22 protein-coding genes are annotated in these 18751 nt (G+C 51.1%); 10 read left to right on the plus strand and 12 right to left on the minus strand.

Annotated features, from left to right (window positions below):
- Positions 1 to 37 precede the first annotated feature (37 nt).
- The gene (locus R3F50_09090) at positions 38 to 1315 is read right to left on the minus strand and encodes a DSD1 family PLP-dependent enzyme (GenBank protein ID MEZ5490458.1); all 1278 of its coding nucleotides are present in this window, start codon (positions 1313 to 1315) and stop codon (positions 38 to 40) included.
- 297 nt (positions 1316 to 1612) lie between these two features.
- Positions 1613 to 2353, minus strand: a complete 741-nt coding sequence (locus tag R3F50_09095) for a sulfite exporter TauE/SafE family protein (protein ID MEZ5490459.1) — start codon at positions 2351 to 2353, stop codon at positions 1613 to 1615.
- Positions 2354 to 2881: 528 nt separating this feature from the next.
- On the opposite strand from R3F50_09095, the gene R3F50_09100 reads away from it, so the two are divergent.
- From R3F50_09100 to R3F50_09110, 3 genes are all read left to right on the plus strand, one after another.
- Entirely contained in the window at positions 2882 to 3064 is a 183-nt protein-coding gene (locus tag R3F50_09100; protein MEZ5490460.1) for a hypothetical protein, read from the plus strand.
- A gap of 564 nt (positions 3065 to 3628) precedes the next feature.
- Positions 3629 to 5362, plus strand: coding sequence for an amidohydrolase family protein (locus tag R3F50_09105; protein MEZ5490461.1), 1734 nt, complete (start codon positions 3629 to 3631; stop codon positions 5360 to 5362).
- A gap of 366 nt (positions 5363 to 5728) precedes the next feature.
- Positions 5729 to 6202, plus strand: a complete 474-nt coding sequence (locus R3F50_09110; protein ID MEZ5490462.1) for a nuclear transport factor 2 family protein — start codon at positions 5729 to 5731, stop codon at positions 6200 to 6202.
- 76 nt (positions 6203 to 6278) lie between these two features.
- On the opposite strand, the gene R3F50_09115 is transcribed toward R3F50_09110, so the two are convergent.
- From R3F50_09115 to R3F50_09125, 3 genes are all read right to left on the minus strand, one after another.
- Complete coding sequence (locus tag R3F50_09115) at positions 6279 to 6485, minus strand: integrase core domain-containing protein (protein MEZ5490463.1); 207 nt, start codon at positions 6483 to 6485, stop codon at positions 6279 to 6281.
- A gap of 96 nt (positions 6486 to 6581) precedes the next feature.
- Positions 6582 to 6785 carry a DDE-type integrase/transposase/recombinase gene (locus R3F50_09120; GenBank protein ID MEZ5490464.1) on the minus strand — a complete coding sequence of 68 codons (204 nt, stop codon included), beginning with the start codon at positions 6783 to 6785 and terminating at the stop codon, positions 6582 to 6584.
- 167 nt (positions 6786 to 6952) lie between these two features.
- Positions 6953 to 7153 carry a CsbD family protein gene (locus R3F50_09125; GenBank protein ID MEZ5490465.1) on the minus strand — a complete coding sequence of 67 codons (201 nt, stop codon included), beginning with the start codon at positions 7151 to 7153 and terminating at the stop codon, positions 6953 to 6955.
- A 367-nt stretch (positions 7154 to 7520) separates the two neighbouring features.
- Between R3F50_09125 and R3F50_09130 the strand changes: the two genes are divergently transcribed.
- Genes R3F50_09130 through R3F50_09140 form a run of 3 tightly spaced genes read left to right on the plus strand, consistent with a single transcriptional unit; the run spans position 7521 to position 8625 of the window.
- Entirely contained in the window at positions 7521 to 7838 is a 318-nt protein-coding gene (locus R3F50_09130) for a hypothetical protein (GenBank protein MEZ5490466.1), read from the plus strand.
- 18 nt (positions 7839 to 7856) lie between these two features.
- Entirely contained in the window at positions 7857 to 8258 is a 402-nt protein-coding gene (locus R3F50_09135; protein MEZ5490467.1) for a hypothetical protein, read from the plus strand.
- Positions 8259 to 8277: 19 nt separating this feature from the next.
- Entirely contained in the window at positions 8278 to 8625 is a 348-nt protein-coding gene (locus R3F50_09140; GenBank protein MEZ5490468.1) for a hypothetical protein, read from the plus strand.
- Here R3F50_09140 and R3F50_09145 read toward each other — a convergent pair.
- From R3F50_09145 to R3F50_09170, 6 genes are all read right to left on the minus strand, one after another.
- Entirely contained in the window at positions 8622 to 10574 is a 1953-nt protein-coding gene (locus R3F50_09145) for a response regulator (GenBank protein ID MEZ5490469.1), read from the minus strand. The genes R3F50_09140 and R3F50_09145 overlap by 4 nt on opposite strands.
- Positions 10567 to 11022 (minus strand): response regulator, encoded by a 456-nt coding sequence (locus R3F50_09150; GenBank protein MEZ5490470.1) that lies wholly within the window; start codon positions 11020 to 11022, stop codon positions 10567 to 10569. The genes R3F50_09145 and R3F50_09150 overlap by 8 nt, the downstream gene beginning before the upstream one ends.
- A complete protein-coding gene (locus R3F50_09155; protein ID MEZ5490471.1) occupies positions 11019 to 12503 on the minus strand; it encodes an ATP-binding protein in 1485 nt (494 codons plus the stop codon). The genes R3F50_09150 and R3F50_09155 overlap by 4 nt, the downstream gene beginning before the upstream one ends.
- Positions 12504 to 12506: 3 nt before the next feature.
- Positions 12507 to 12722 (minus strand): histidine kinase, encoded by a 216-nt coding sequence (locus tag R3F50_09160; GenBank protein ID MEZ5490472.1) that lies wholly within the window; start codon positions 12720 to 12722, stop codon positions 12507 to 12509.
- Positions 12719 to 14059, minus strand: coding sequence for a sigma-54 dependent transcriptional regulator (locus R3F50_09165; protein MEZ5490473.1), 1341 nt, complete (start codon positions 14057 to 14059; stop codon positions 12719 to 12721). The genes R3F50_09160 and R3F50_09165 overlap by 4 nt, the downstream gene beginning before the upstream one ends.
- A 78-nt stretch (positions 14060 to 14137) precedes the next feature.
- Positions 14138 to 14422, minus strand: a complete 285-nt coding sequence (locus R3F50_09170) for a hypothetical protein (GenBank protein ID MEZ5490474.1) — start codon at positions 14420 to 14422, stop codon at positions 14138 to 14140.
- Here R3F50_09170 and R3F50_09175 point away from each other — a divergent pair.
- The 4 genes from R3F50_09175 to R3F50_09190 all read left to right on the plus strand — a co-directional run bounded on the left by R3F50_09175 (position 14421) and on the right by R3F50_09190 (position 17764).
- The gene (locus R3F50_09175) at positions 14421 to 15542 is read left to right on the plus strand and encodes an AI-2E family transporter (protein ID MEZ5490475.1); all 1122 of its coding nucleotides are present in this window, start codon (positions 14421 to 14423) and stop codon (positions 15540 to 15542) included. The genes R3F50_09170 and R3F50_09175 overlap by 2 nt on opposite strands.
- 153 nt (positions 15543 to 15695) lie before the next feature.
- The gene (locus R3F50_09180) at positions 15696 to 16298 is read left to right on the plus strand and encodes a BON domain-containing protein (GenBank protein MEZ5490476.1); all 603 of its coding nucleotides are present in this window, start codon (positions 15696 to 15698) and stop codon (positions 16296 to 16298) included.
- An 87-nt stretch (positions 16299 to 16385) separates the two neighbouring features.
- Positions 16386 to 17264 (plus strand): YegS/Rv2252/BmrU family lipid kinase, encoded by an 879-nt coding sequence (locus R3F50_09185; GenBank protein MEZ5490477.1) that lies wholly within the window; start codon positions 16386 to 16388, stop codon positions 17262 to 17264.
- A 35-nt stretch (positions 17265 to 17299) separates the two neighbouring features.
- Complete coding sequence (locus R3F50_09190; protein ID MEZ5490478.1) at positions 17300 to 17764, plus strand: hypothetical protein; 465 nt, start codon at positions 17300 to 17302, stop codon at positions 17762 to 17764.
- 135 nt (positions 17765 to 17899) lie between these two features.
- Here R3F50_09190 and R3F50_09195 read toward each other — a convergent pair whose 3' ends face one another.
- The gene (locus tag R3F50_09195) at positions 17900 to 18430 is read right to left on the minus strand and encodes a hypothetical protein (protein ID MEZ5490479.1); all 531 of its coding nucleotides are present in this window, start codon (positions 18428 to 18430) and stop codon (positions 17900 to 17902) included.
- Between the last annotated feature and the right edge of the window lie 321 nt (positions 18431 to 18751).

The following is an 18751-nucleotide window of genomic DNA, read 5'->3' on the forward strand; positions in this document are numbered from 1 at the left end:
AATTCGGCCGTGCTCTGGTTCCAGGCCAGGGTTACAGTCAGGTGGACATCCCCCGGGCAGCAATTTGCCAGACGGCCTCCACCCGATCATTGCGAATAGCGTACATCTGATCGTAGAGATTAACCACCGGGTCACAATGGGACACTATCAGTTCAATCTTGTCTCCGACCGAATAAGTTTTTGACGGATTGTCCTGGTAGATCAGAGTGCCAAATTCATCGGAACCTGAGCTGTAACTCAAACCGCTTTCTCCTTTCACCAGTGCCCAGGGTCGATTAATGGTGCAGGCTTTGGCGCCAGCATCTGTTGTTACACGCCCCTCATACTGATCGTTCAGGACAGTGGTGAGTATAGTGAGCGAAGACTCAAAGTCGGAGTAAACACTATCATCGTTCCGACCACCGATAGCCAGGTACTGAGCATCCATGAACACATAGCTGCCAACCTGCACATCGGTCAGGCCTCGAGTTTCGTGGTCGATATTGTAGGTGCCGGTGCCGCCACCGCTGAAAATTTCGGTGTTCAACCCGGACTGGTACATCAGATCGAACGTTGCAGTCGCCGCGGCCAGTCGTTCAAGAGTCTGCGACCGACGCCGGGCAAAGCCGGTAACGTGCTGAGATCCGCCGTCATAACAAAGCAGTCCTCGCAGCCTGAGGCCGGGGAGTTGATCCACCAGCTGGGCCAGAGCCAGGGCTGGTTGCCCGGGGGTAATGCCGGTGCGGTGTCCGCCCGGATCTACATCAATTACAACATCGGCAATGATGCCAAGTTCCTCGGCGGCGGCAGACAGGTCTCGGGCGTTGCGGGGCGAGTCAGTAGCCTGAATGAAACTGCTGTTGTCACGTCTCAATGCCATGGCCCGGCGAATCTTGGTCGATGTCACGTTGGTGGTAGTCATCAGGATTTCATTGATGCCGTGCTGGAACATGACTTCCGCTTCACTGATCTTGGCAGTGCAGATTCCCACGGAACCGCTATCCAGTTGCATCTGCGCGATAACAGGACACTTGTGCGTCTTGGCGTGGGGGCGGCTGGCGATGCCATTGCGCGCGACAGTAGTCTGCATGGTCTGCAGGTTGGACTCCAGGGCATCGAGATCGACACATAAAGCAGGAGTATCAAGCTCCCACTTGGAAACATTAACCTGCATTTCCCCATCTACATAGAAGGAACGCATTTCAGCCGGAGAATAACCCCTGACGGCGCTGGGAATGATCATGGCGGCGGCTCCTGTCGACTGCAAGAAGCGTCGTCGAGTCATTGCTTGAACTCTGGACTTGACGCTCGATTCATTTTTTGATTGATGCTTCATTCAGATTCTCCTATTGCCCGGGCAGGCCCCGTTCTTCTTCTTCTTCTTTGAACTTCGGGCTGGACACGGCAGTGATCTTATTAACTCCGCTGGGGTTGACCTGTGCTGATATGTGGTGAGAGTCCGACCTTTATATCCAAAACCACTCTTACAAATCCACTCTTTTGATAGATTTCTCTTTGCATTTTTGCTTCTTGGCAAACCTCTATCCAGAGATTCGCTTATCAACTACCGCAGGGCATCGCGATAGTTGATAAGAGGTTCCCCGGGATGGCAATGCGAATATTCACTTTTCGGTTATAAGGCCAACAGATCAAGTTCGACCAATCCCTTGCCCAGGTATACGATACCCAATACCAGAATTACAATTCGACCCGCTTGCCTGAACACCGCGTCATCTATTTTTTCGATCACGTGTTTACCCAACCAGTTACCCAGGATCGCTGCCACAACAACCGACGGGTAAATCCAGGTGGGAAGATTCGTAGAGAGCGACAGGAAGAAAGTATAGTATCCGAGCTTAATGACGTGCCCCAGTGTTTGCGTAATGGCTTTAGTTCCGAGTATTTCATGACGCGTCAGGTTGCTCTTATTGTAAAAAATATCAAGTACTGGCCCGGAGGCGCCAGCCAGCATTTGCGCCAGTGTTACGACAAGCCCTGACAGAAAAGCAACTGGCTTTCGCTCTATATCCAGAGCGATAGTGGAGGGAAGCATTAATGCCAGAAAAGGGAATGTCCCGATTAGTAGAAATACCAGTCCCTGGTTGGATACCAGCGAGGTGGCAACAAAAAACCCCAGGATAATAAAGCTGCCCAGTGAATAGGGGATAAAAACGCCCCAGCGCAGATGGTGTCGGTATATCCATATGCGTGAACCGTTAGAGGCGGTTTGGGCAAGCCCGTGTAGAACCATTGCAGCAGGAACCGACAGAGCAAAGCTGAAAACCCCCATCAGGATAATTCCGCCGGCCATACTTAAGACGCCAGAAATAAAACTGGTTGTCAGTGTCGCCAGGACCAGCAGTAAGAGTGGCATATTGTGCTGTTCACAATTCTATAAGTTGGCCGGACCGATACAGCGAAGGGACTTTCTGCTGTGCTCGATCCTGTCCAGTTAAACGCAGGGCTGAACTGACCCCGATTCTTATTGAAGAGCCCAGAACCCCGCAGCGCATTGTGGCAAATAATCAGGGGCTCCTAAAGCTTATGGCTGGCTTGAGAAGATTTATTCACTAAGGCTTATTCAATAAAAGACCATTGGCTTATTACTATGTATTTGCAACCGGAAATCAACAGTCTGCAGCAAGGATCCCGTTCCGGCGAATTTGCTGGTCGTGCTGGAATAGGGGATCCACCGGTACCGCGACGATAAAGGAGAATTTCACACTCGCCGCAAGATTCAGGTTCGATAGTGTCTCCGTATTGCCATTTTTGACTGGTTGGCTGTATATATATACATGTGTCGGGTAACCCATACTTGCAAGAAGCCCAACCAGCTAATACTATTTCTGTGGTTCGACGCTAAGAACCTGATAAGAAAAACCTTGGCTTTGGGAAAAAAACAATGAAAAACAAAGACTCTGTGGTTTATATCGTGTTTATTCTTTCCTTTGCACTGTTCGTGCTGTCACCCGCAATAATAGATAATGTTTTCGCGCAGGATGCCCCAGTTACCAGCGTTTTTAATACCTGGCTGGTTTACGGCGAAAACTTCGTCAACTCGATGGTTTTCAACCCCGGGTTGTAAGCGTTGCAGGGTCGGTTTCGGGCCGATCACGACCATGAAATGCTTTGCCAGCGCTAATGGTTAAGCAAGAATAGAAATGCTTGTTCATGCTGGTGAAAGAGTTCAGAAAATAGAACTCTCTGCTGCGTTGTGTTCCGAATTTCCTGTTTGCTGATCCTTGCCAAAGTGGTTTTCCAGAAGGATTGGTGGCTATCAGCCGGGAAAGCAGTGAGAGACAGATTAAGAGATTAAGAAATTAAAAGATTGAGAGACAGATACAGGAAATAAGGTCTCGACACTCTCTCAGAGACTGGCGCCACTATCAGCTTCCAGCTTCGCCGCCAGTGGCACTGGACAATCCGCGACTTCGGAGCTACATTTTGTAGCTTCAATGGGCCCGGAACTGGAAAACTCCTGCTTAGAGAGATACTTTTTTTACTTCCCAGTAATCCCTGACGAAAGCGCATTACTTTCTCTCGTTAACCCTGCCAAGCCAGGGCTGGGATTCCGTAGGGTAACGTATTTCCAGCTCCGAATTGCACAAAACCTGTTACCCCTGCAGTCCACCTGAACGAGGATACCACGATGACCAAGAACAGCCGACGAGACTTCCTGCAACTTTCCGGATTTGGGATGGCGGGTCTGGCAGGTGCGCCATTACTTGCCGGCAAGGCGCAGGCCCAGCCGCTGGCTTCTGCAATCAGTGGGTCGGCCAATCCCGACCTTGTTGTGATCAATGCCAATGTTTACACCATTGATCCCAGTCTGCCACGCGCCAGCGCGTTCGCGGTTAAGGGGGATCGCTTCCTGGCTGTGGGCAGCACGGACGAGATCCGCAATCTTGCAGGCGGCAATACGCAGGTAGTCGACGCTCAGGGCATGACTGTGGTGCCGGGCTTCATCGACTGCCATGTCCATGCCCGTGGTGAAACTCTGCTGTATGAGGTACTGGTGGGCAACCCCTTCGAGGTGGAGTTTGTCAGCATTGCCAGTATTGTGGACAAGCTGCGGGCCAAGGCACAGACCCTGCCGCCTGGCACCTGGGTGGAGGGCTATTTCTTTGACGACACCAAGCTGACGGACGATCGGGGCATTCATCGCCGAGACCTGGACGAGGTCTCAAGGGATCATCCTGTTGTGGTGCGCCATCGCGGCGGCCACTCGGCCTTCTATAACAGCAAGGCCTTTGAGATGGCCGGCATCACCAATATGACTCCGGATCCAATGGGCGGCACCTACGACAAGGATCCGGAAGGTCAGCTGACCGGTAGGGTAACCGACCGTGCCATGTATCCATTCCGGGAGGTTGGCAGCCGGGCTACTTTCAGTGCGCAAGAGCAGGAGCGACGTGCTCGAGACTCGATTGCCTATATTTCCAAGCAATTTGCACGGTACGGGCTGACCAGCGTGCACCATGAAGGGGGCGACCTGGCAGCGATACAGGACGTGCGTGCCCGGGGCGAGTTATTGCACCGGGTGAGTTACGAAGCCAGCGGCACGGTACTGGAATCCATGATCGCCGCCGGCATAAAGACCGGGTTCGGGGACGAGTGGATCAAGCTTGGCGCTACTTCGGAACATACTGTTGATGGTTCCTTTTCTGAGCGCACCATGGCCATCAGTGTGGATTATCCCAACGTGTCGCCTCCCTACCGTGGCAATGTCACGGAAAGCCAGGATGTGTTGAATGACTGGGTTGAGCGTGTACATCGAGCCGGCATACAGGTGAATGTACACGCCAATGGCGACGTGGCGATCGACAGCTTTCTGACCGCGGCCGAGCGGGCCCAGCGCCTGTACCCGCGTCCAGACGCGCGACCCAAAATCACTCATTGTACGCTCGTCACGGAAGATCTGGTGCGCCGGATGCACGCGCTGGGTTGTGTGCCGGCGATGTTTACCACGTATGCCTACTATAACCCCGACAAATTCGTTTATTACGGCGAAGACCTGATGCAACGGGCCATGGCGTACCGCAGCATGCTGGATGCAGGCATCATGGCCTGCGCCGGTTCCGACTTCAGCCCGGGGCCATTCGCGCCGTTGATGGGGATACAGGGCATGGTGACCCGGCGGGGCTGGGACGGCAAGGTATGGGGCGCGAACCAGCGCATCAGCGTCGCGGAAGCGATCGCCGTCAGTACCTACAATGGTGCCTGGGCGTCAGGCGAGGAAAGTATCAAGGGCTCCATCACGGCCGGCAAGCTGGCCGACTATGTCATGCTTGCGGAAGACCCCCATACCATTGACCCGGAGAACATCAAGGATATCGAGATTGCCCGGACGGTGGTGGGTGGTATGACTTCCTACGAGGCGTGATGGCGGAGGGGTTGAAAGCGGTGTCTGATTTATACGAGTAACACGAGCACTTATCAAGCGGCCTGGTTGTTTGTTGGCAGTGTTTGCACTGGTTTCAGGGATTTTGAGCCGCTGTTGATCTGGCTATTGTTACTCGTCCCTCTATCCCTCTATCCCTGCCAGGATCAGCCAGGTGATATCGATCAGAGGTTCCCTGGATCGAACCTCTCTCGCGCTGTGAATTGTAATCGATAGATGAAAGAATGCCCTGGTTAACCGAGCTAGCCAGTTCCTGCATCATCGCATTTTCCCCAGCGTATATTCGACTGGACGGCCTTCATTCCGCATCAGTGCACATCATCAATCACTTCCAAAAAAGGAATTACAATGAAGAAGCTGCAATTTATTTTTGCCTTGTTTACAAGCGTATTTTTCACAGACATACATTCGAGTTATGCCGACGAAGACGTGTATAGGGCGTGCACGAATTTAGTCTATGGCTACGCTTACCATCGTGATCAATTCAATGCTGATGAGTTTGCCAATCTATTTACGGAGAATGCGTCACTTACGGTAGTGGGACAGACCTGGGTTGGTCGCGAGGATATCCGGCAACGTATTGAGGGGCTCAAGACTGGTTCGTCCATTCGGCATGAGATGAGCACGATTCGCATTGTGCCAGTTGATGATGACCATGCCACCGGGGTCAGCTATGCCACGATTTATAGCGCACCCGCAGGTGAGTACAGTGTGTCGGGCTTCGTCCTGATGGGCGAGTATCACGACGATTTCGTTCGTACGGCCGAGGGTTGGAAAATTAGCAAGCGAGTACTGGTGCAGAAATATACTTCCCAGCGCTAAATCTGGCGATTCGAACTTCTTTAGCTGCGAGGTTTGGACTTCCCAGACTTTACTAGACACTTTCCAATCCATTAAACTAAGCCTCTTCAAACTTGGCCGGGGAAAGCCCACCGTTGCTTGAATGACGCTTGATCGGATTGTAGAACATCTCGATAAATTTACATATCTCCGTTCTGGCTTCCCCACGAGTCGCGTAGATCTTCCTTCGAGTGACGCGTTTCTTAAACGTGGCAAAGAAGCTCTCCGCCACGGTGTTGTCGTGGCAGTTTCCCCTCCGACTCATTGACGGCAGCATGTTGTTTTCTTTCAAGAACGTAAGGCAGTCGTCGCTGCCGTACTAACTTTCCTGATCACTGTGAAATAACACCTCGTGCTTGGGTTACCGCCTTAGCTTCGCCATCGTGATAGCATCGATCACCAGATGACGGTCGATATTCTTGCCCATGGCCCACCCGACGATTTTTCTGGAAAATAAATCCAGCACCGTGGCCACATACAAAAATCCCCCATAGGTTCTGATATAAGTGATTTCACTGACCCACGCCTTGTTCGGCTTGTCGGGATTAAACTCTTTGTTTAACAAGTTGTCTGCGACCCGTGCCGGCTTGCCATCCTGAAGTAAGAATTGCGAAAGCTTTAGGGATGGACATGGCTATCTCAGCGTTAGATTAAATTTCAGGAATCATTTGACCTGCGCTGAGTTTAGCCAGCCCTCGTCGGTTTGTCGACCCACAGACAGGGTCAGAACAATCACTGACGCTTCATCCATTGATCGACTTGCTTTTTCGCTTCTTCCCGCGATAATCCGTAGCGCTCCTGAACCAGTCCGGAGAGCTCTTCGGCAGAGCCATTTACCCGGTTCAGCTCGTCGTCAGTCAGCTTGCCCCACTGTTGCTTTGCCCGGCCCTTAAGTTTCTTCCATTTTCCTTCAACAATATCGCTGTTAATCATAATGTTCTCCTTGGTTTGATTACTAACACAGGTTGAACATGCGAGTATCGTGCCAGGACACTTTTCATTGCTTCGTGATACTTGTTACTACCTCATGACACTGCCGGTACGGCTGTAGAAACCACCGTGCCATGAAATTTATTCACGGCGACTGAAAAACTTTCATGGATTCCGGGCAGAAACGCGGCTACAGAGCGATCTTGTTAGAGCAAAAGTTCTGCCTGATGTATAAAAAAACAGGAAAATTAGGTAATTAGGCATTCGTTCTGGAAGTGGCACAGCAGTTGCAACCGTGTAATGTGAGCGTTTCCTGTATCAGGGAACATCGAGTTTTAATTAAATCCAAATGAATTAGTAAGGAGTAATTATGAGTACTGCCAGTAAGCCAAATGGTGCCGCCAGTAACGAACAGGTGCCCGAGTTCACTTATAAACTGTCTGGGATCGCGCAGAGCGCATTGGACCAGGCAACAGAGAAAGTTGGCAAAGCTGAAGGTTCCATCAGAGAGTCTGTTTCCGCATCCAGTGATGCCATCTCCGATAATGCGGAGATCGCCGGATTGAAAATGGAAACGGCTGTCAACAAGACACGATATATGATTGCCAAGAGACCCCTGGTGGCAGCGGGCGTTGCCTTCGCCGCGGGTTTTCTGCTGACGTCGCTGACTTCCGACAAGAAATCCTGATCAATGGGAATGCGGAAGATGAACAGTAGCTATTCAAATAGTTCGGAGAACGGTAAGGCACTGGATAGCGGTGCCTTGCCCGGATCTTCATTCTCACGTCTTGTCGACCTGTACACCTTGCGATGGAAACTGTCCCGGGACTTGCTGGAAGAAGAGCTCAGGCAGGATATGAGCCAGGTATTTTCCGTTGGAGCGCTTGGTCTGGGATTGGCTATTCTGGTGAATTCAGCCTGGCTTGGCCTGGTCGGGATGACGATCTACCTGCTGCTCTCTGCTGGCTGGACGGTGGCTCAGGTTATTCTGTTTCTACTGTTGACTCACGGATTCCTGGCTCTGGTCCTGTGCCTGGCGATCAGCCGGCTGATGAGCAGAATAGACTTCGGAAAGCGAATTGAAACATGGAAGAACAGACTTTTTTAAGCTCAACACAGGTGACATTGTGCTATCTAAAGCCCGGAAGGAAAAAATAGACGATCTCGACATGAAGCTCGAGCTGTTGCGCCAATCAATCGAGCAGGAAAAAAAATCGCTTAGAGAGCGTTTCGTTTCCACCGCGGGGAAACCCGCGAACCTGCCACTCGTCTTTCTGTTCGGATGCGCTTCCGGCTGGATTCTGAGAAAAGAGGCGCTTACCGAGGCAGTATGCGCGCTGGCCAGGAGCGATCTGCCCTGGAAGGAACTGCTGGCGCAGTTTTCAGAAAGTTATACCGGCACGAGCGATGCGGTAGATCCGGAACTGGTGCTGCAGATTCTGCAGGCAAGCCAGGCTTCAAAACGCGGAGATTAGTCCAGCAGGCCGAGCTCAATCAGTTTCTCTGCGCTCACCGGTTTTTCAATGAACGTATAATTCTGAATTCCAGCGAGTTCTCTAACCGGTTCCTCGGCTCCGCTAATTATATAAAAGCTGGCGCCGGTTTGTGAGCCGGCCAGTTCTTTCAGCAGATCAATTCCATTCCAGTCACCCAGGTGTATGTCACAAAGAATGTTTTCAAATTGATTTTGAGACACAAGTTGCAGCGCTTCCTCGCCGCTACCTGCTGACAATACCTGACGACCACTCAACTGGAGAAGCTCACTCAGTGCATGATTGGCGTCTTCATTGTCCTCGATAACCAGAATTAACCCGTGATCAGTTTGCGCAGTCCCACCGTTCGTTTCAGAACTGCCTGCCGCACGAAGCTGCGACTCAATGTCCTGAATAAGTTGATCCGATTTAAATGGTTTGGAAAGGTAGCCTGTGAAACCCATTTCCAAGCATTTGTCTCTTTCGCCACGCAGACCGCCGGCCGTCATGGCCATTATCGGTATCGACGGGCTTCGCTTCTGTATCTCACGAAGCGTGCTGTAACCATCCATCACGGGCATATTTAGGTCCAGTAACACCAAGTCAAAGTTATCAATCTGGTCATCGTCAAGCAACTGCAGCGCTTCGGTGCCGTCACTGGCGGTTTTTACAGCAAATCCCGCTGCGGTCAGCAAATCATCCAGCAGCTTGCGATTATCCAGCACATCGTCTACGACCAGCAGGTGCCCTGATTGGTCAACAGTCTGTAACCGAGGTAAAGTTATATCTCCATCATACTGGGCGAGATCAACAAGCTCTTCAGATCGAATCGGTCCCGGGTCGACGTAACATGTAAATGAGCTTCCCTGACCAGGAGCGCTGTCAACTGTTAATCTGCCGCCCATCATTTCCGTCAGGTGCCGACTGATTGTCAGTCCCAGTCCGGTTCCCAATGCCTGGTCCCCTACCTGTTGATAGGGGCTGAATATCTGTTGCAGCTCGTCTGCAGAAATTCCGATCCCGGTATCTGTTACCTTGAAGACCAGAAAATCGCGATTGGACAATCGTTCAGTAAATACCGTCAATCGAACTGATCCCTGTTCGGTAAACTTGATGGCATTGCTCATTAAATTGAGAACAACCTGCCGCAGGCGCGTTTCGTCGGATCTGATCGTTTTTGGCACTTTGCCCTGCGAATCGACAGACAGCGCCAGGCCTTTTTCTTTGGCGGCAATGTAGTTGATCGACATGACCTCGGTGACAAATTCCAGGAGGTCAACCGACGCCAGTTCCAACTCCAGTGCACCTGCCTCAATCTTGGACAGGTCGAGCGTGTCATTCAGCAGGCTGAGGAGATGCTTACTGTTACGCCTGATGGACTGCAACTTCTCCTGAAGATCAGAAGGGTCCGTAGGCTGTGAGCGGATCAGCAGATCCGTAAACCCCACAATCGCTGTCAGCGGAGTCCGAATCTCGTGACTCAAGTTGGCCAGAAATTCACTTTTTGACCTGTTCGCAGCCTCCGCATTGCGCCGTTCTTCCTGTTCATGCTGTATTTCCTTGCGAACAAGTGCATACCGGATGGCCCGCAGTAAAAGTTCAGGCGTCAGCCCATCCTTTATCAGGTAGTCAACTGCGCCTGCTCTGGCCGCAGCAATCTCTATGCCGGAATCATCCTGCCCCGTCAGCATGATAATGGGAGCAGTACAGCCAGCGGAGACCGCCTGCGACACAATATCGACACCAGACTGTATTCCGAGTCTGTAATCCATCAGACACAGGTCGTAAGTGTTAGATGTCAGTGTTTCATAGGCTGAGTCCGGCTGGTCAAGCCAGTCAATGTCGAACTGGTAGGCTTCTGTGGAATCGAGCAGGTCACTGGTGATCAGAAAATCCTCTTCGTCGTCTTCGACGATCAGTAACCGTACTTCCTGATTGACCGGGTTATTCATTTTCCCCTTTCTGTTCGGGCACCTGTACAAATTCTATCCAGTAGCTACCCAGGGATTTCATAAGTTTAACCAGGCTTTCAAATGTTACTGGCTTGGTAATGAACGAGGCGGCGCCCAGGTCGTATCCTTTTACCATATCTTCCTCAGCCGACGAGGTGGTAAGGATTATCACCGGGATCCCACGCAGTGCAGGGTCGGACTTGATATGCGCGAGCGCTTCGCGACCATCCATGCGGGGCATATTGAGATCCAGCAAAATCAGACTTGGCAGTGGGAATTTGCCTTCGTCGGCGAATTTGCCTTCGCGCTTTAAATACTCAAGGAGTTCAACGCCATCCTCGACACAGATAAAATTGTTAAGCACTTTGCTCTCAGCTAACGCGTCTTTGGCCAGTAAACGATCGTCTTCATCGTCATCTGCCATCAAAATTGTTACCGGTGTTTTCATAGTTGAATTTCTTCCGCTAAATCATACTGTTTATTCACCAGAGGCAGTAGGACGATAAAACTGCTTCCCCCGCCAATCTTGCTATGCGCAGTCAAGGAGCCACCATGCCGCTCCACAATCCGTCGGCATACAGATAACCCTATCCCCGTGCCTGCAAACTCACCTTTGCCGTGTAAGCGCTGGAACGGCTGGAATATCCTGTCCAGGTATTTTTCATCGAAACCGATGCCATTGTCGCTGACTTGCATTTCCAGGAATTCCAAGCCCTCGGCATTCTGCTCAACCATCCGGGTTGTAATATCAACAACAGGTAGTACGTCTGCGCGGCGAAACTTTATGGCGTTGCTGATCAGGTTTTGCAACAGCTGCTTCATTTGCGAGTAGTCCGCCTCAATGACCGGCAGTCCATCGCAGTGCACAGAGGCTTTACTTTCTTCAATCAGAATTTCAAGGTCGTCCAGTACTTCATCGAGCACCTGCTGCAGATCGACCGGCTTGAACGATTCAGCCTTTGTGGTTATCCGCGAGAATGTCAGTAAATCATTGATCAGGTTGGACATCCTGCGCGACGCATTGCGCATACGCTCTATATAGTCACCGCCCTGCTCACCCAGTTTGTCGCCAAAGTTGGATTGCAGCCGGTCTCCAAATGCCCTGATCTTTCGTAACGGCTCCTGAAGATCATGGGAAGCAACGAAAGCGAAATCTTGTAATTCCCGATTGCTGCGTTTCAATTCCCGGGACAGGTGCTCCAGTGCCTCTGTACGTTCTTCGACCTTGACTTCCAGTTGCTCGTGTGACTCCTGCAGAGCTATGGAAAAATCTCTGTCCTTTCGAATACCCCTGATCACAAGTCCCAGGCTCAGGACTACCAGCAGCACACCCACCAGGTTGGCAGCGAGAATAAGTATCAAGGCAGTGCCGCGACTCCTGCTCGCCTCGCCAAGCCTATCAGACAGCAAATTACGTTCATAGTTCTCCATCTGCGTAACCTTATCTGAAATCTCTTGTAAGAGATTTCGGTTACGACCGGAAAACAGGGAGACAATTGCATTGGCGTTGCTGTTTTCCCGTACGGCCGTGATTGTGTCCCCGAGTTCAATGATTTTTTCTTCGACCAGTACTATCAGCTCACCCACATTAATACGCTGCGTCGAATCCAGTGGTGCCGAGCGAAGTTCCTGGATCTTCTGGTCGATGACGGCATTGGCACCTATAAAAGGTGTCAGGTAATTCTCCAGGTCGGTAAGAAGATAGCCTCGCTGCCCGGTTTCAGCCTTTAATATTTCTACATACAGTTCATTAATGAAGTTGATGTTGCCAAGTGATTGATTGACTTCCAGTTGACTGAGTGCGATATCACGCATGGCGTAATACCCCAGGACGGAATTCAAGACAAAGAATGGAATAAAAAGGAGTATCGGGATAATAAGATTATTTATCCCTGGCCGCTTACTCTTGACTTCTGCATTCGTAAACAATACCTAGCTCCTGCCTGCTGCTCGATAATCTTCAAGTATTTCACTGCACTGCTGGCATTGTCTGATTATCACGTCCATAAGCCGGGACACTTTCTGAGGATCGTGGCCCCGGGTCGTTACCACTTTGACCAGTTCGGCATTCATCGAAATCGAGTTGAGACAGGCCTTGCTGTCGTGAACCAGTTTGCAAATGTCGTCGGCACTCTGTTTATCAGTCACTGCCCCCCCTTGGCTTCGCGCTCATCTGACTCATAGGAATTCAACCTGTTGTAAAGGGTCTTGATACTTACACCCAGCGCTTCCGCAGCCCGGGTCTTATTGTTTTCGAAACACTCCAGGGTATCCATGATAAGTTTGCGTTCCACTTCTTCGATAGTCTTGCCAACCAGCGTATCGGACGCATCCGCGGAATCACGATTCGAAAAAGGAGAGGAAAACTGCTTAGGCAGTTCGAGTACACTGCTCTCCGGATCACTGAGAATAAAGGATCTGTGAATCAAGTGACGCAGCTCCCGAACATTGCCGGGCCAGTCGTAATCCAGAAGGCGTTGCAGACCTTCATCGGTCAGCTCAATGTTGCTGTTCTGCTCCTTGTTCAGCGAACTAAGATAGTCATCCACCAGCAGCGGGATATCGTCCTGCCGATCTCTCAGCGGCGGGATGGTCATTGGAAACACCGCCAACCTGAAATAGATGTCTTCGCGAAGCGAGTGATCCTTTGCTATTTGATCAGGACTGCGGTTGGTCGCGGAAATAACCCGACAATTCACCGGCAGCACGTCGCTGGCTCCCAGCCTAGTGACTGTGGAGGTTTCGAGTACTCTAAGCAGATTAGGCTGTTGAGACAGTGGCATCTCGGTTATCTCATCGAGAAACAGCGTGCCGTCCTGTGCCTGTTCGAACACACCGGCCTTACGACCTGCCGCTCCCGTGAACGCCCCCTTCTCATGTCCAAATAGTTCACTACCGATAAGCTCTGCAGGAAACGCGCCACAATTACATGCGACCAGTTTTCCTGTGGCGGCAGAAGCGTTATGAATTGCCTGGGCGAACACTTCCTTGCCCACGCCGCTCTCACCCACCAGCATTACATTGGCTTGCGTCCGGGCCACCTGCTCAATCTGCCGATACAGCTCGTGCATGCTGTCGGTTTCGCCGATCAGCGCATCAAAGTGTCGGGTAACACCGGGATTGCTGGGGGTGGATTCCCGATCCCCGAACAGGGCTTCCAGTTGTTCCAGCCTGATTGGTTTAACCAGGTAATTCACGTTATCACCGACCAGTTCACTGACCCGCGATTTGATCGACGGATGACCGGTAATAATTGTCACCTGCGTCGTTCCGGTATTCTGCGGTATGTCATCCAGCAGGTGAAACCCGCTACCATCCGGCAGCATCAGGTCCAGCAGAATCCTGTCAAATTCCTGTGCCTGCAGAATTGATCTCGCACTCTCGACCGATTCCGCTATGGTCACCTTATGCCCGAGCAATCCCAAAAGCTCTGCTGTCGCATCGGTGAAAGTCTTATCGTCATCTACCAGCAAGACATCTGCCATAGTCCAGTCCAACCCATATTCCTACTCAGAACGAGAGTCTAGCACGAGCAATAAGTCGTTGGCTTCAGTTGGCTGTCATTACCCCGGTGCCCTGTTGCGGGAGCCGTTCCGTAATGTCAGATTTACATCGATCACGTAAAATTTACTGGCTGGATTGCTGCAGGCAAGGAGCAGGATAAGAAGATTGCCAGCCTCTCGTCCATGGCGACCGCCGCTCGCTATCTGCAGCTTGAAGCCAATGTAACCTGACACGCCGGTACGCACGTCGCCAATGTTTCGATAGTGCGCGTGTTGCGTTGGTGCGCTGGTACGTATGTTGCAACAGCAGGACGATATACGGAAAACAACAAGGCGTGCTGACATGGCTGCAACCCGAATGACTTTTACATCGACCAATGTGCTGAGGTTTCTGCTGGTCCTCGCCACACTCTATACGCTCTATTTTGCAAAATCCCTACTGATTCCGCTGGTGCTGGCATTGCTGATTGCTTTGCTACTCAGTCCGCTAGTCACTTTGTTAAAAAGTGCCATGGTGCCACGCTCCATATCGTCAGTGATCGTGCTTGTCGCCGTATTCGGTAGTATCACGCTGCTGACGATTGAACTGGCAGGGCCATTCCAGAAGTGGGCTCAGGCTTTGCCTGAATTCTCCGCCGCGTTGGGTGAGCAGATCGAGACAATCTCTGAAAAAGTGACAGGAAATGAAACGGATACTGAGTCGGAGGAAGCTGAATTACCTGTCGAGGAACGGGGTCTTTTCGCGCGGGTTTTTGGAAACCAACCACAGCAACAGGTTACCGAGAGCGACAATGGACTCGACTTCAGCGATCAGCTTGAACAGGTAGGCATGGAGGTGTTGATTTACCTATTGAGTGCTACACCCATTGCGTTAGTTCAGATGTTGACCGTGACGATTCTGATTTTGTTCCTTTTAATATTCGGACCGGACTTGCTGCAGACCTATGCCCGGCACTCGAAGCGAATGGAGTCAGACGTGATGGATCTGTTCGAAGACATTCGCGGCAAGCTCTCACGCTACGTACTGACTATCAGTTTGATCAATTTTGCTCTGGGAGCGGCCACCGCTGGAGCCCTGACACTGATCGGGGTGGAAGACGCGCTGCTCTGGGGAGTTGTCTGTGGTTTATTGAATTTTGCGCCCTACGTAGGGTCCCTGGTCAGCTCATGCCTGCTACTTATCGCGGGTCTGGTGCAGTACGGCTTCGAGTGGTATGCAATTTTGCCCGTGGCGGTGTTTTTTATACTGGACAACGTTGAAGCACAGGTTGTAACGCCGATTTTTCTGGGCCGCAACATGCGACTGAATCCACTTGTAATGATTGTATGGGTGTTTATCTGGGCCTGGCTCTGGGGAGCTATCGGCGTGCTTTTGAGTGTACCGATACTTGTTTGTTGCAAGCTGATCGCAAAGCGCTTGCAGTTGTTTGACGAACTGGTTGCTGTCATTGAAAGTCGGGGTTGATAGCGCTCGTTCGCTGCTGATGGTGCCGAAAAATTGACCGAATCTCACCCCTTGGTGAATTATCAAAATCTTCCCTGGCATGACGATTGCAACTTAATTCACTGTGGCTATCCACATTAACGTATTAGCAGTTTTTAATAGAGGAGAAGCGCAATGATCAGGAACAATTTACGTATCATACCTGCAATTTTTACAACCATGGCCCTGTCATTCTCAGGCAATGCGCTGGCTGACCATGCGGACAGCCGATTTGAAGGCGCAGCTTACGATGCCTGGCTGACCGGGAAAATCGAAACAGTTTTTACGCTGAACCGCGAACTGAATCCATTCACCATCGACACTGATGTCAGTCACGGCGATGTCATATTGTCCGGTACCGTCGATTCAGACATCGATAAAGCACTGGCAGGCGAACTTGCACTGGGTGTCGAAGGTGTCACCAAGGTACAGAACGAAATTGTCGTGCGCGAAGGCGAAGGATTCATCGAACAAAGCCGGGATCAACTGGCGGTTGCAAGCAACAATTTCATGCGCTGGGCTGATGACGCTACGACCACGGCCTCTGTGAAGGCCAAACTTCTGGCTAATTCTGAAACAGAAGGACTGGAGATTTCGGTGATGACGGAAAATGATGTTGTAACTCTGGAAGGCGAGGTTTCCTCCGCCGCAGAAAAGCAGCTGGCGGAAGAAATAGCCATCAACACTGGCGACGTTGTGGAAGTTATCAATCAACTTGTGGTAGCCAGTACTCAATAAGCCGCATGACGCCTTGAGGTTGGTGCCGATAACGGCACCAACCTTTCTTTTTTTCCAAATTCAATCTCTGGCAAGCGGCTGACAGTTATGGTGTCGAACACGTTACTACTGGTAAATGAAAACAGCAGTCGTGCAGATTCTACTGTGCTGACCAGCGCCATCGAGACACTCGAATCTGCCGGAATTACAGTCAACTGCCAGATCACGCATAGCGCACAGGAAGTCGCGCAGTTGATTAACAGATACCAGTCCTCCGTTGATCTTATTACCGTCATGGGAGGCGATGGCACTGTCAATACTGCCCTGGAACCGGTAATCAAGGCGCGACGCCCGTTGGGGGTACTGCCCACTGGAACCGGCAATGACTTCGCCCGATCGATAGGAATCGGCACCGATATCGAAAAAGCGGCTGAAGCGATTGTCAGAGACAAAAGAAAACAGGTAAGTGTTGGAAGCGTCAACGGCAACTACTTCTTGAATGCCGCACACATCGGACTTGGAGCCAGCGCATCAGAACAACTGGATCCCGGCCTCAAAAGCCTGGCGGGGGTGCTCGCTTACCCGATTTCCGTTCTAGCCGCATTCCGGCGAAACAAACGATTCGCCGTTAAGGTCGAAAGCCACGACTGGCAGCAAACCTTTCGGGTCATGCATGTCGCAGTTGCCAATGGCCGTTTTTTTGGCGGCGGGCACCTGGTCGACCAGTCCGCCAGCCTCTATGACGACAACCTGCGCCTGTTCTGCCTTGAGCGATTCCCGTGGTGGAAGTTCTTTTTCCTGGCACTGACATTGCGCATAGGACTTGTTCGTTATACAGACCATGTTAACTACAAAAGCGCTCAGCATTTCGAAGTGGCAACAAAAAGGCCAATGAGCATCGTCATTGATGGCGAGAACATCGGAACCACACCGGCATGCTTCAAAAATTGCCCGTCTTTACTCGAAGTAATAGCCGGCAATATGTAACTGTAGGTTTCTGAAGTGATAAAGGGAGAATCGTTATGAATATTCTACGCAGCGATAGCGAAGCCAATATACACCAACTGTCAGCATCACTGATCGATGCCAGGAATCTGTACGAAATGGTGGCCGAATTCCCCGAGCTTGAAACCGTTCGCGAGACCATAGACGACATCGTATCTGAAAGGTCCAGACACATTAAGGGTCTTAAACAGTGTCTCCTGGACATGGGACAGCTCCCTTCAGATGGAAACGATGATTCTGCCACTGCCCTGGGGTTCGGGGCCCGGCTGGAAACCGCGATTTCCGAAGATCCATTGAAATCCACCGTGGCAAGATGTATTGCAACAGAAAATGGCTTACTTGAGCTGGCCAGAAACAGTCTTGAAGATCTTGATGAAACCGGTATTCGTGAGGAACTGAAAGATATCGAGAATCATGTAAAAAAAACCCTCGATAGGTTGAACAGGTTGGCGGAGAGAAATAGTGGGCAAGATACTGATTAGACCTGACTTTCACGGGTAACATCACTTACCGGTTTCAGGTCGGACCTGAGACTAAAACAGCCTGACCCTGCCCTACAATAACGCAACCACAATAAGGCGGATACAACAGCTGGCTTGGTAAATCAAACCATACGGTTAACTCAAATTTTCGCCTTTGCCTATAACCGTTATATTGAACGCCAGCAAGCCGAATTCACCGTCCTGGTCCAACAGCTGCAAGGTTACGTCAGCCTCCCCTTTGCTGAAACTGGCAGTAAATTCATAAGTGACCAGCATCGAGTCAGCAGACCACGCTTCGATGTCACGCTGAATCGGCAACGTGTAAGACTCCAGCACGCCGAGATTGTGCTCAAGCGTTTCCACGACTTCCGTCAGCTCCTTGCCGGGCAGGCTGTTTTTGGTTGGTGTTGCCAGCAACGGACGAATCTGACCAGCATCCCAGCTCGAAATTTTAGGGAATGCTGATTGCACGTAGCTCAGTCGATCCACACCGGCAGGAATCTCGCTGGTCCTGACAGGCACCGTCTCAATGCCGTTTTCTGTCACTTCATCTGTTCCCGCTGACTCGGGGCGAATCACATGCAACATGACAATTCCAGCCAGCAGACCTGCCGCGATGGCCATATCGCGGCATAAACTGATTTTATTGGACTGTTTCTTCTTCATCGTGCCTCCACAAATTTACCTGATTCCGAACTGCTACATGCAGATAGAATGATCTGCCAATCAGTGGTTGCAATTACTGTGCCCAGGGTAATCGCCCACGCTTAACGCCCATGGCTGCTACACAAGGAGAGCTCGACAAGCTTCGTGTGAGTCACCTTCCGGACAGTCAGCGGAAAAAACTACATGATGTGCTGGTAAGAATTTCAGTGTTGGACGTTATTTTAATCTGCAGAAGTGATTATCCCGCTATGACAATTGCGCATTCGCTCCATTTGGCGCGCCTTTGTAGCCGCCTTCCGTTTCTGGCACGAGGCTTGCTCT

Source organism: Gammaproteobacteria bacterium (genome assembly GCA_041395725.1).
Classification (GTDB): Bacteria; Pseudomonadota; Gammaproteobacteria; order Pseudomonadales; family Pseudohongiellaceae; genus NORP240.

Bases quoted from the DNA above. Each gene is read 5' to 3' on its own strand.
- R3F50_09090 (MEZ5490458.1), bottom strand. From the start codon at position 1,315: ATGAAGCATCAATCAAAAAATGAATCGAGCGTCAAGTCCAGAGTTCAA.
- R3F50_09095 (MEZ5490459.1), bottom strand. From the start codon at position 2,353: ATGCCACTCTTACTGCTGGTCCTGGCGACACTGACAACCAGTTTTATT.
- R3F50_09100 (MEZ5490460.1), top strand. From the start codon at position 2,882: ATGAAAAACAAAGACTCTGTGGTTTATATCGTGTTTATTCTTTCCTTT.
- R3F50_09105 (MEZ5490461.1), top strand. From the start codon at position 3,629: ATGACCAAGAACAGCCGACGAGACTTCCTGCAACTTTCCGGATTTGGG.
- R3F50_09110 (MEZ5490462.1), top strand. From the start codon at position 5,729: ATGAAGAAGCTGCAATTTATTTTTGCCTTGTTTACAAGCGTATTTTTC.
- R3F50_09115 (MEZ5490463.1), bottom strand. From the start codon at position 6,485: ATGAGTCGGAGGGGAAACTGCCACGACAACACCGTGGCGGAGAGCTTC.
- R3F50_09125 (MEZ5490465.1), bottom strand. From the start codon at position 7,153: ATGATTAACAGCGATATTGTTGAAGGAAAATGGAAGAAACTTAAGGGC.
- R3F50_09130 (MEZ5490466.1), top strand. From the start codon at position 7,521: ATGAGTACTGCCAGTAAGCCAAATGGTGCCGCCAGTAACGAACAGGTG.
- R3F50_09135 (MEZ5490467.1), top strand. From the start codon at position 7,857: ATGAACAGTAGCTATTCAAATAGTTCGGAGAACGGTAAGGCACTGGAT.
- R3F50_09145 (MEZ5490469.1), bottom strand. From the start codon at position 10,574: ATGAATAACCCGGTCAATCAGGAAGTACGGTTACTGATCGTCGAAGAC.
- R3F50_09150 (MEZ5490470.1), bottom strand. From the start codon at position 11,022: ATGAAAACACCGGTAACAATTTTGATGGCAGATGACGATGAAGACGAT.
- R3F50_09165 (MEZ5490473.1), bottom strand. From the start codon at position 14,059: ATGGCAGATGTCTTGCTGGTAGATGACGATAAGACTTTCACCGATGCG.
- R3F50_09175 (MEZ5490475.1), top strand. From the start codon at position 14,421: ATGGCTGCAACCCGAATGACTTTTACATCGACCAATGTGCTGAGGTTT.
- R3F50_09170 (MEZ5490474.1), bottom strand. From the start codon at position 14,422: ATGTCAGCACGCCTTGTTGTTTTCCGTATATCGTCCTGCTGTTGCAAC.
- R3F50_09180 (MEZ5490476.1), top strand. From the start codon at position 15,696: ATGATCAGGAACAATTTACGTATCATACCTGCAATTTTTACAACCATG.
- R3F50_09185 (MEZ5490477.1), top strand. From the start codon at position 16,386: ATGGTGTCGAACACGTTACTACTGGTAAATGAAAACAGCAGTCGTGCA.
- R3F50_09190 (MEZ5490478.1), top strand. From the start codon at position 17,300: ATGAATATTCTACGCAGCGATAGCGAAGCCAATATACACCAACTGTCA.
- R3F50_09195 (MEZ5490479.1), bottom strand. From the start codon at position 18,430: ATGAAGAAGAAACAGTCCAATAAAATCAGTTTATGCCGCGATATGGCC.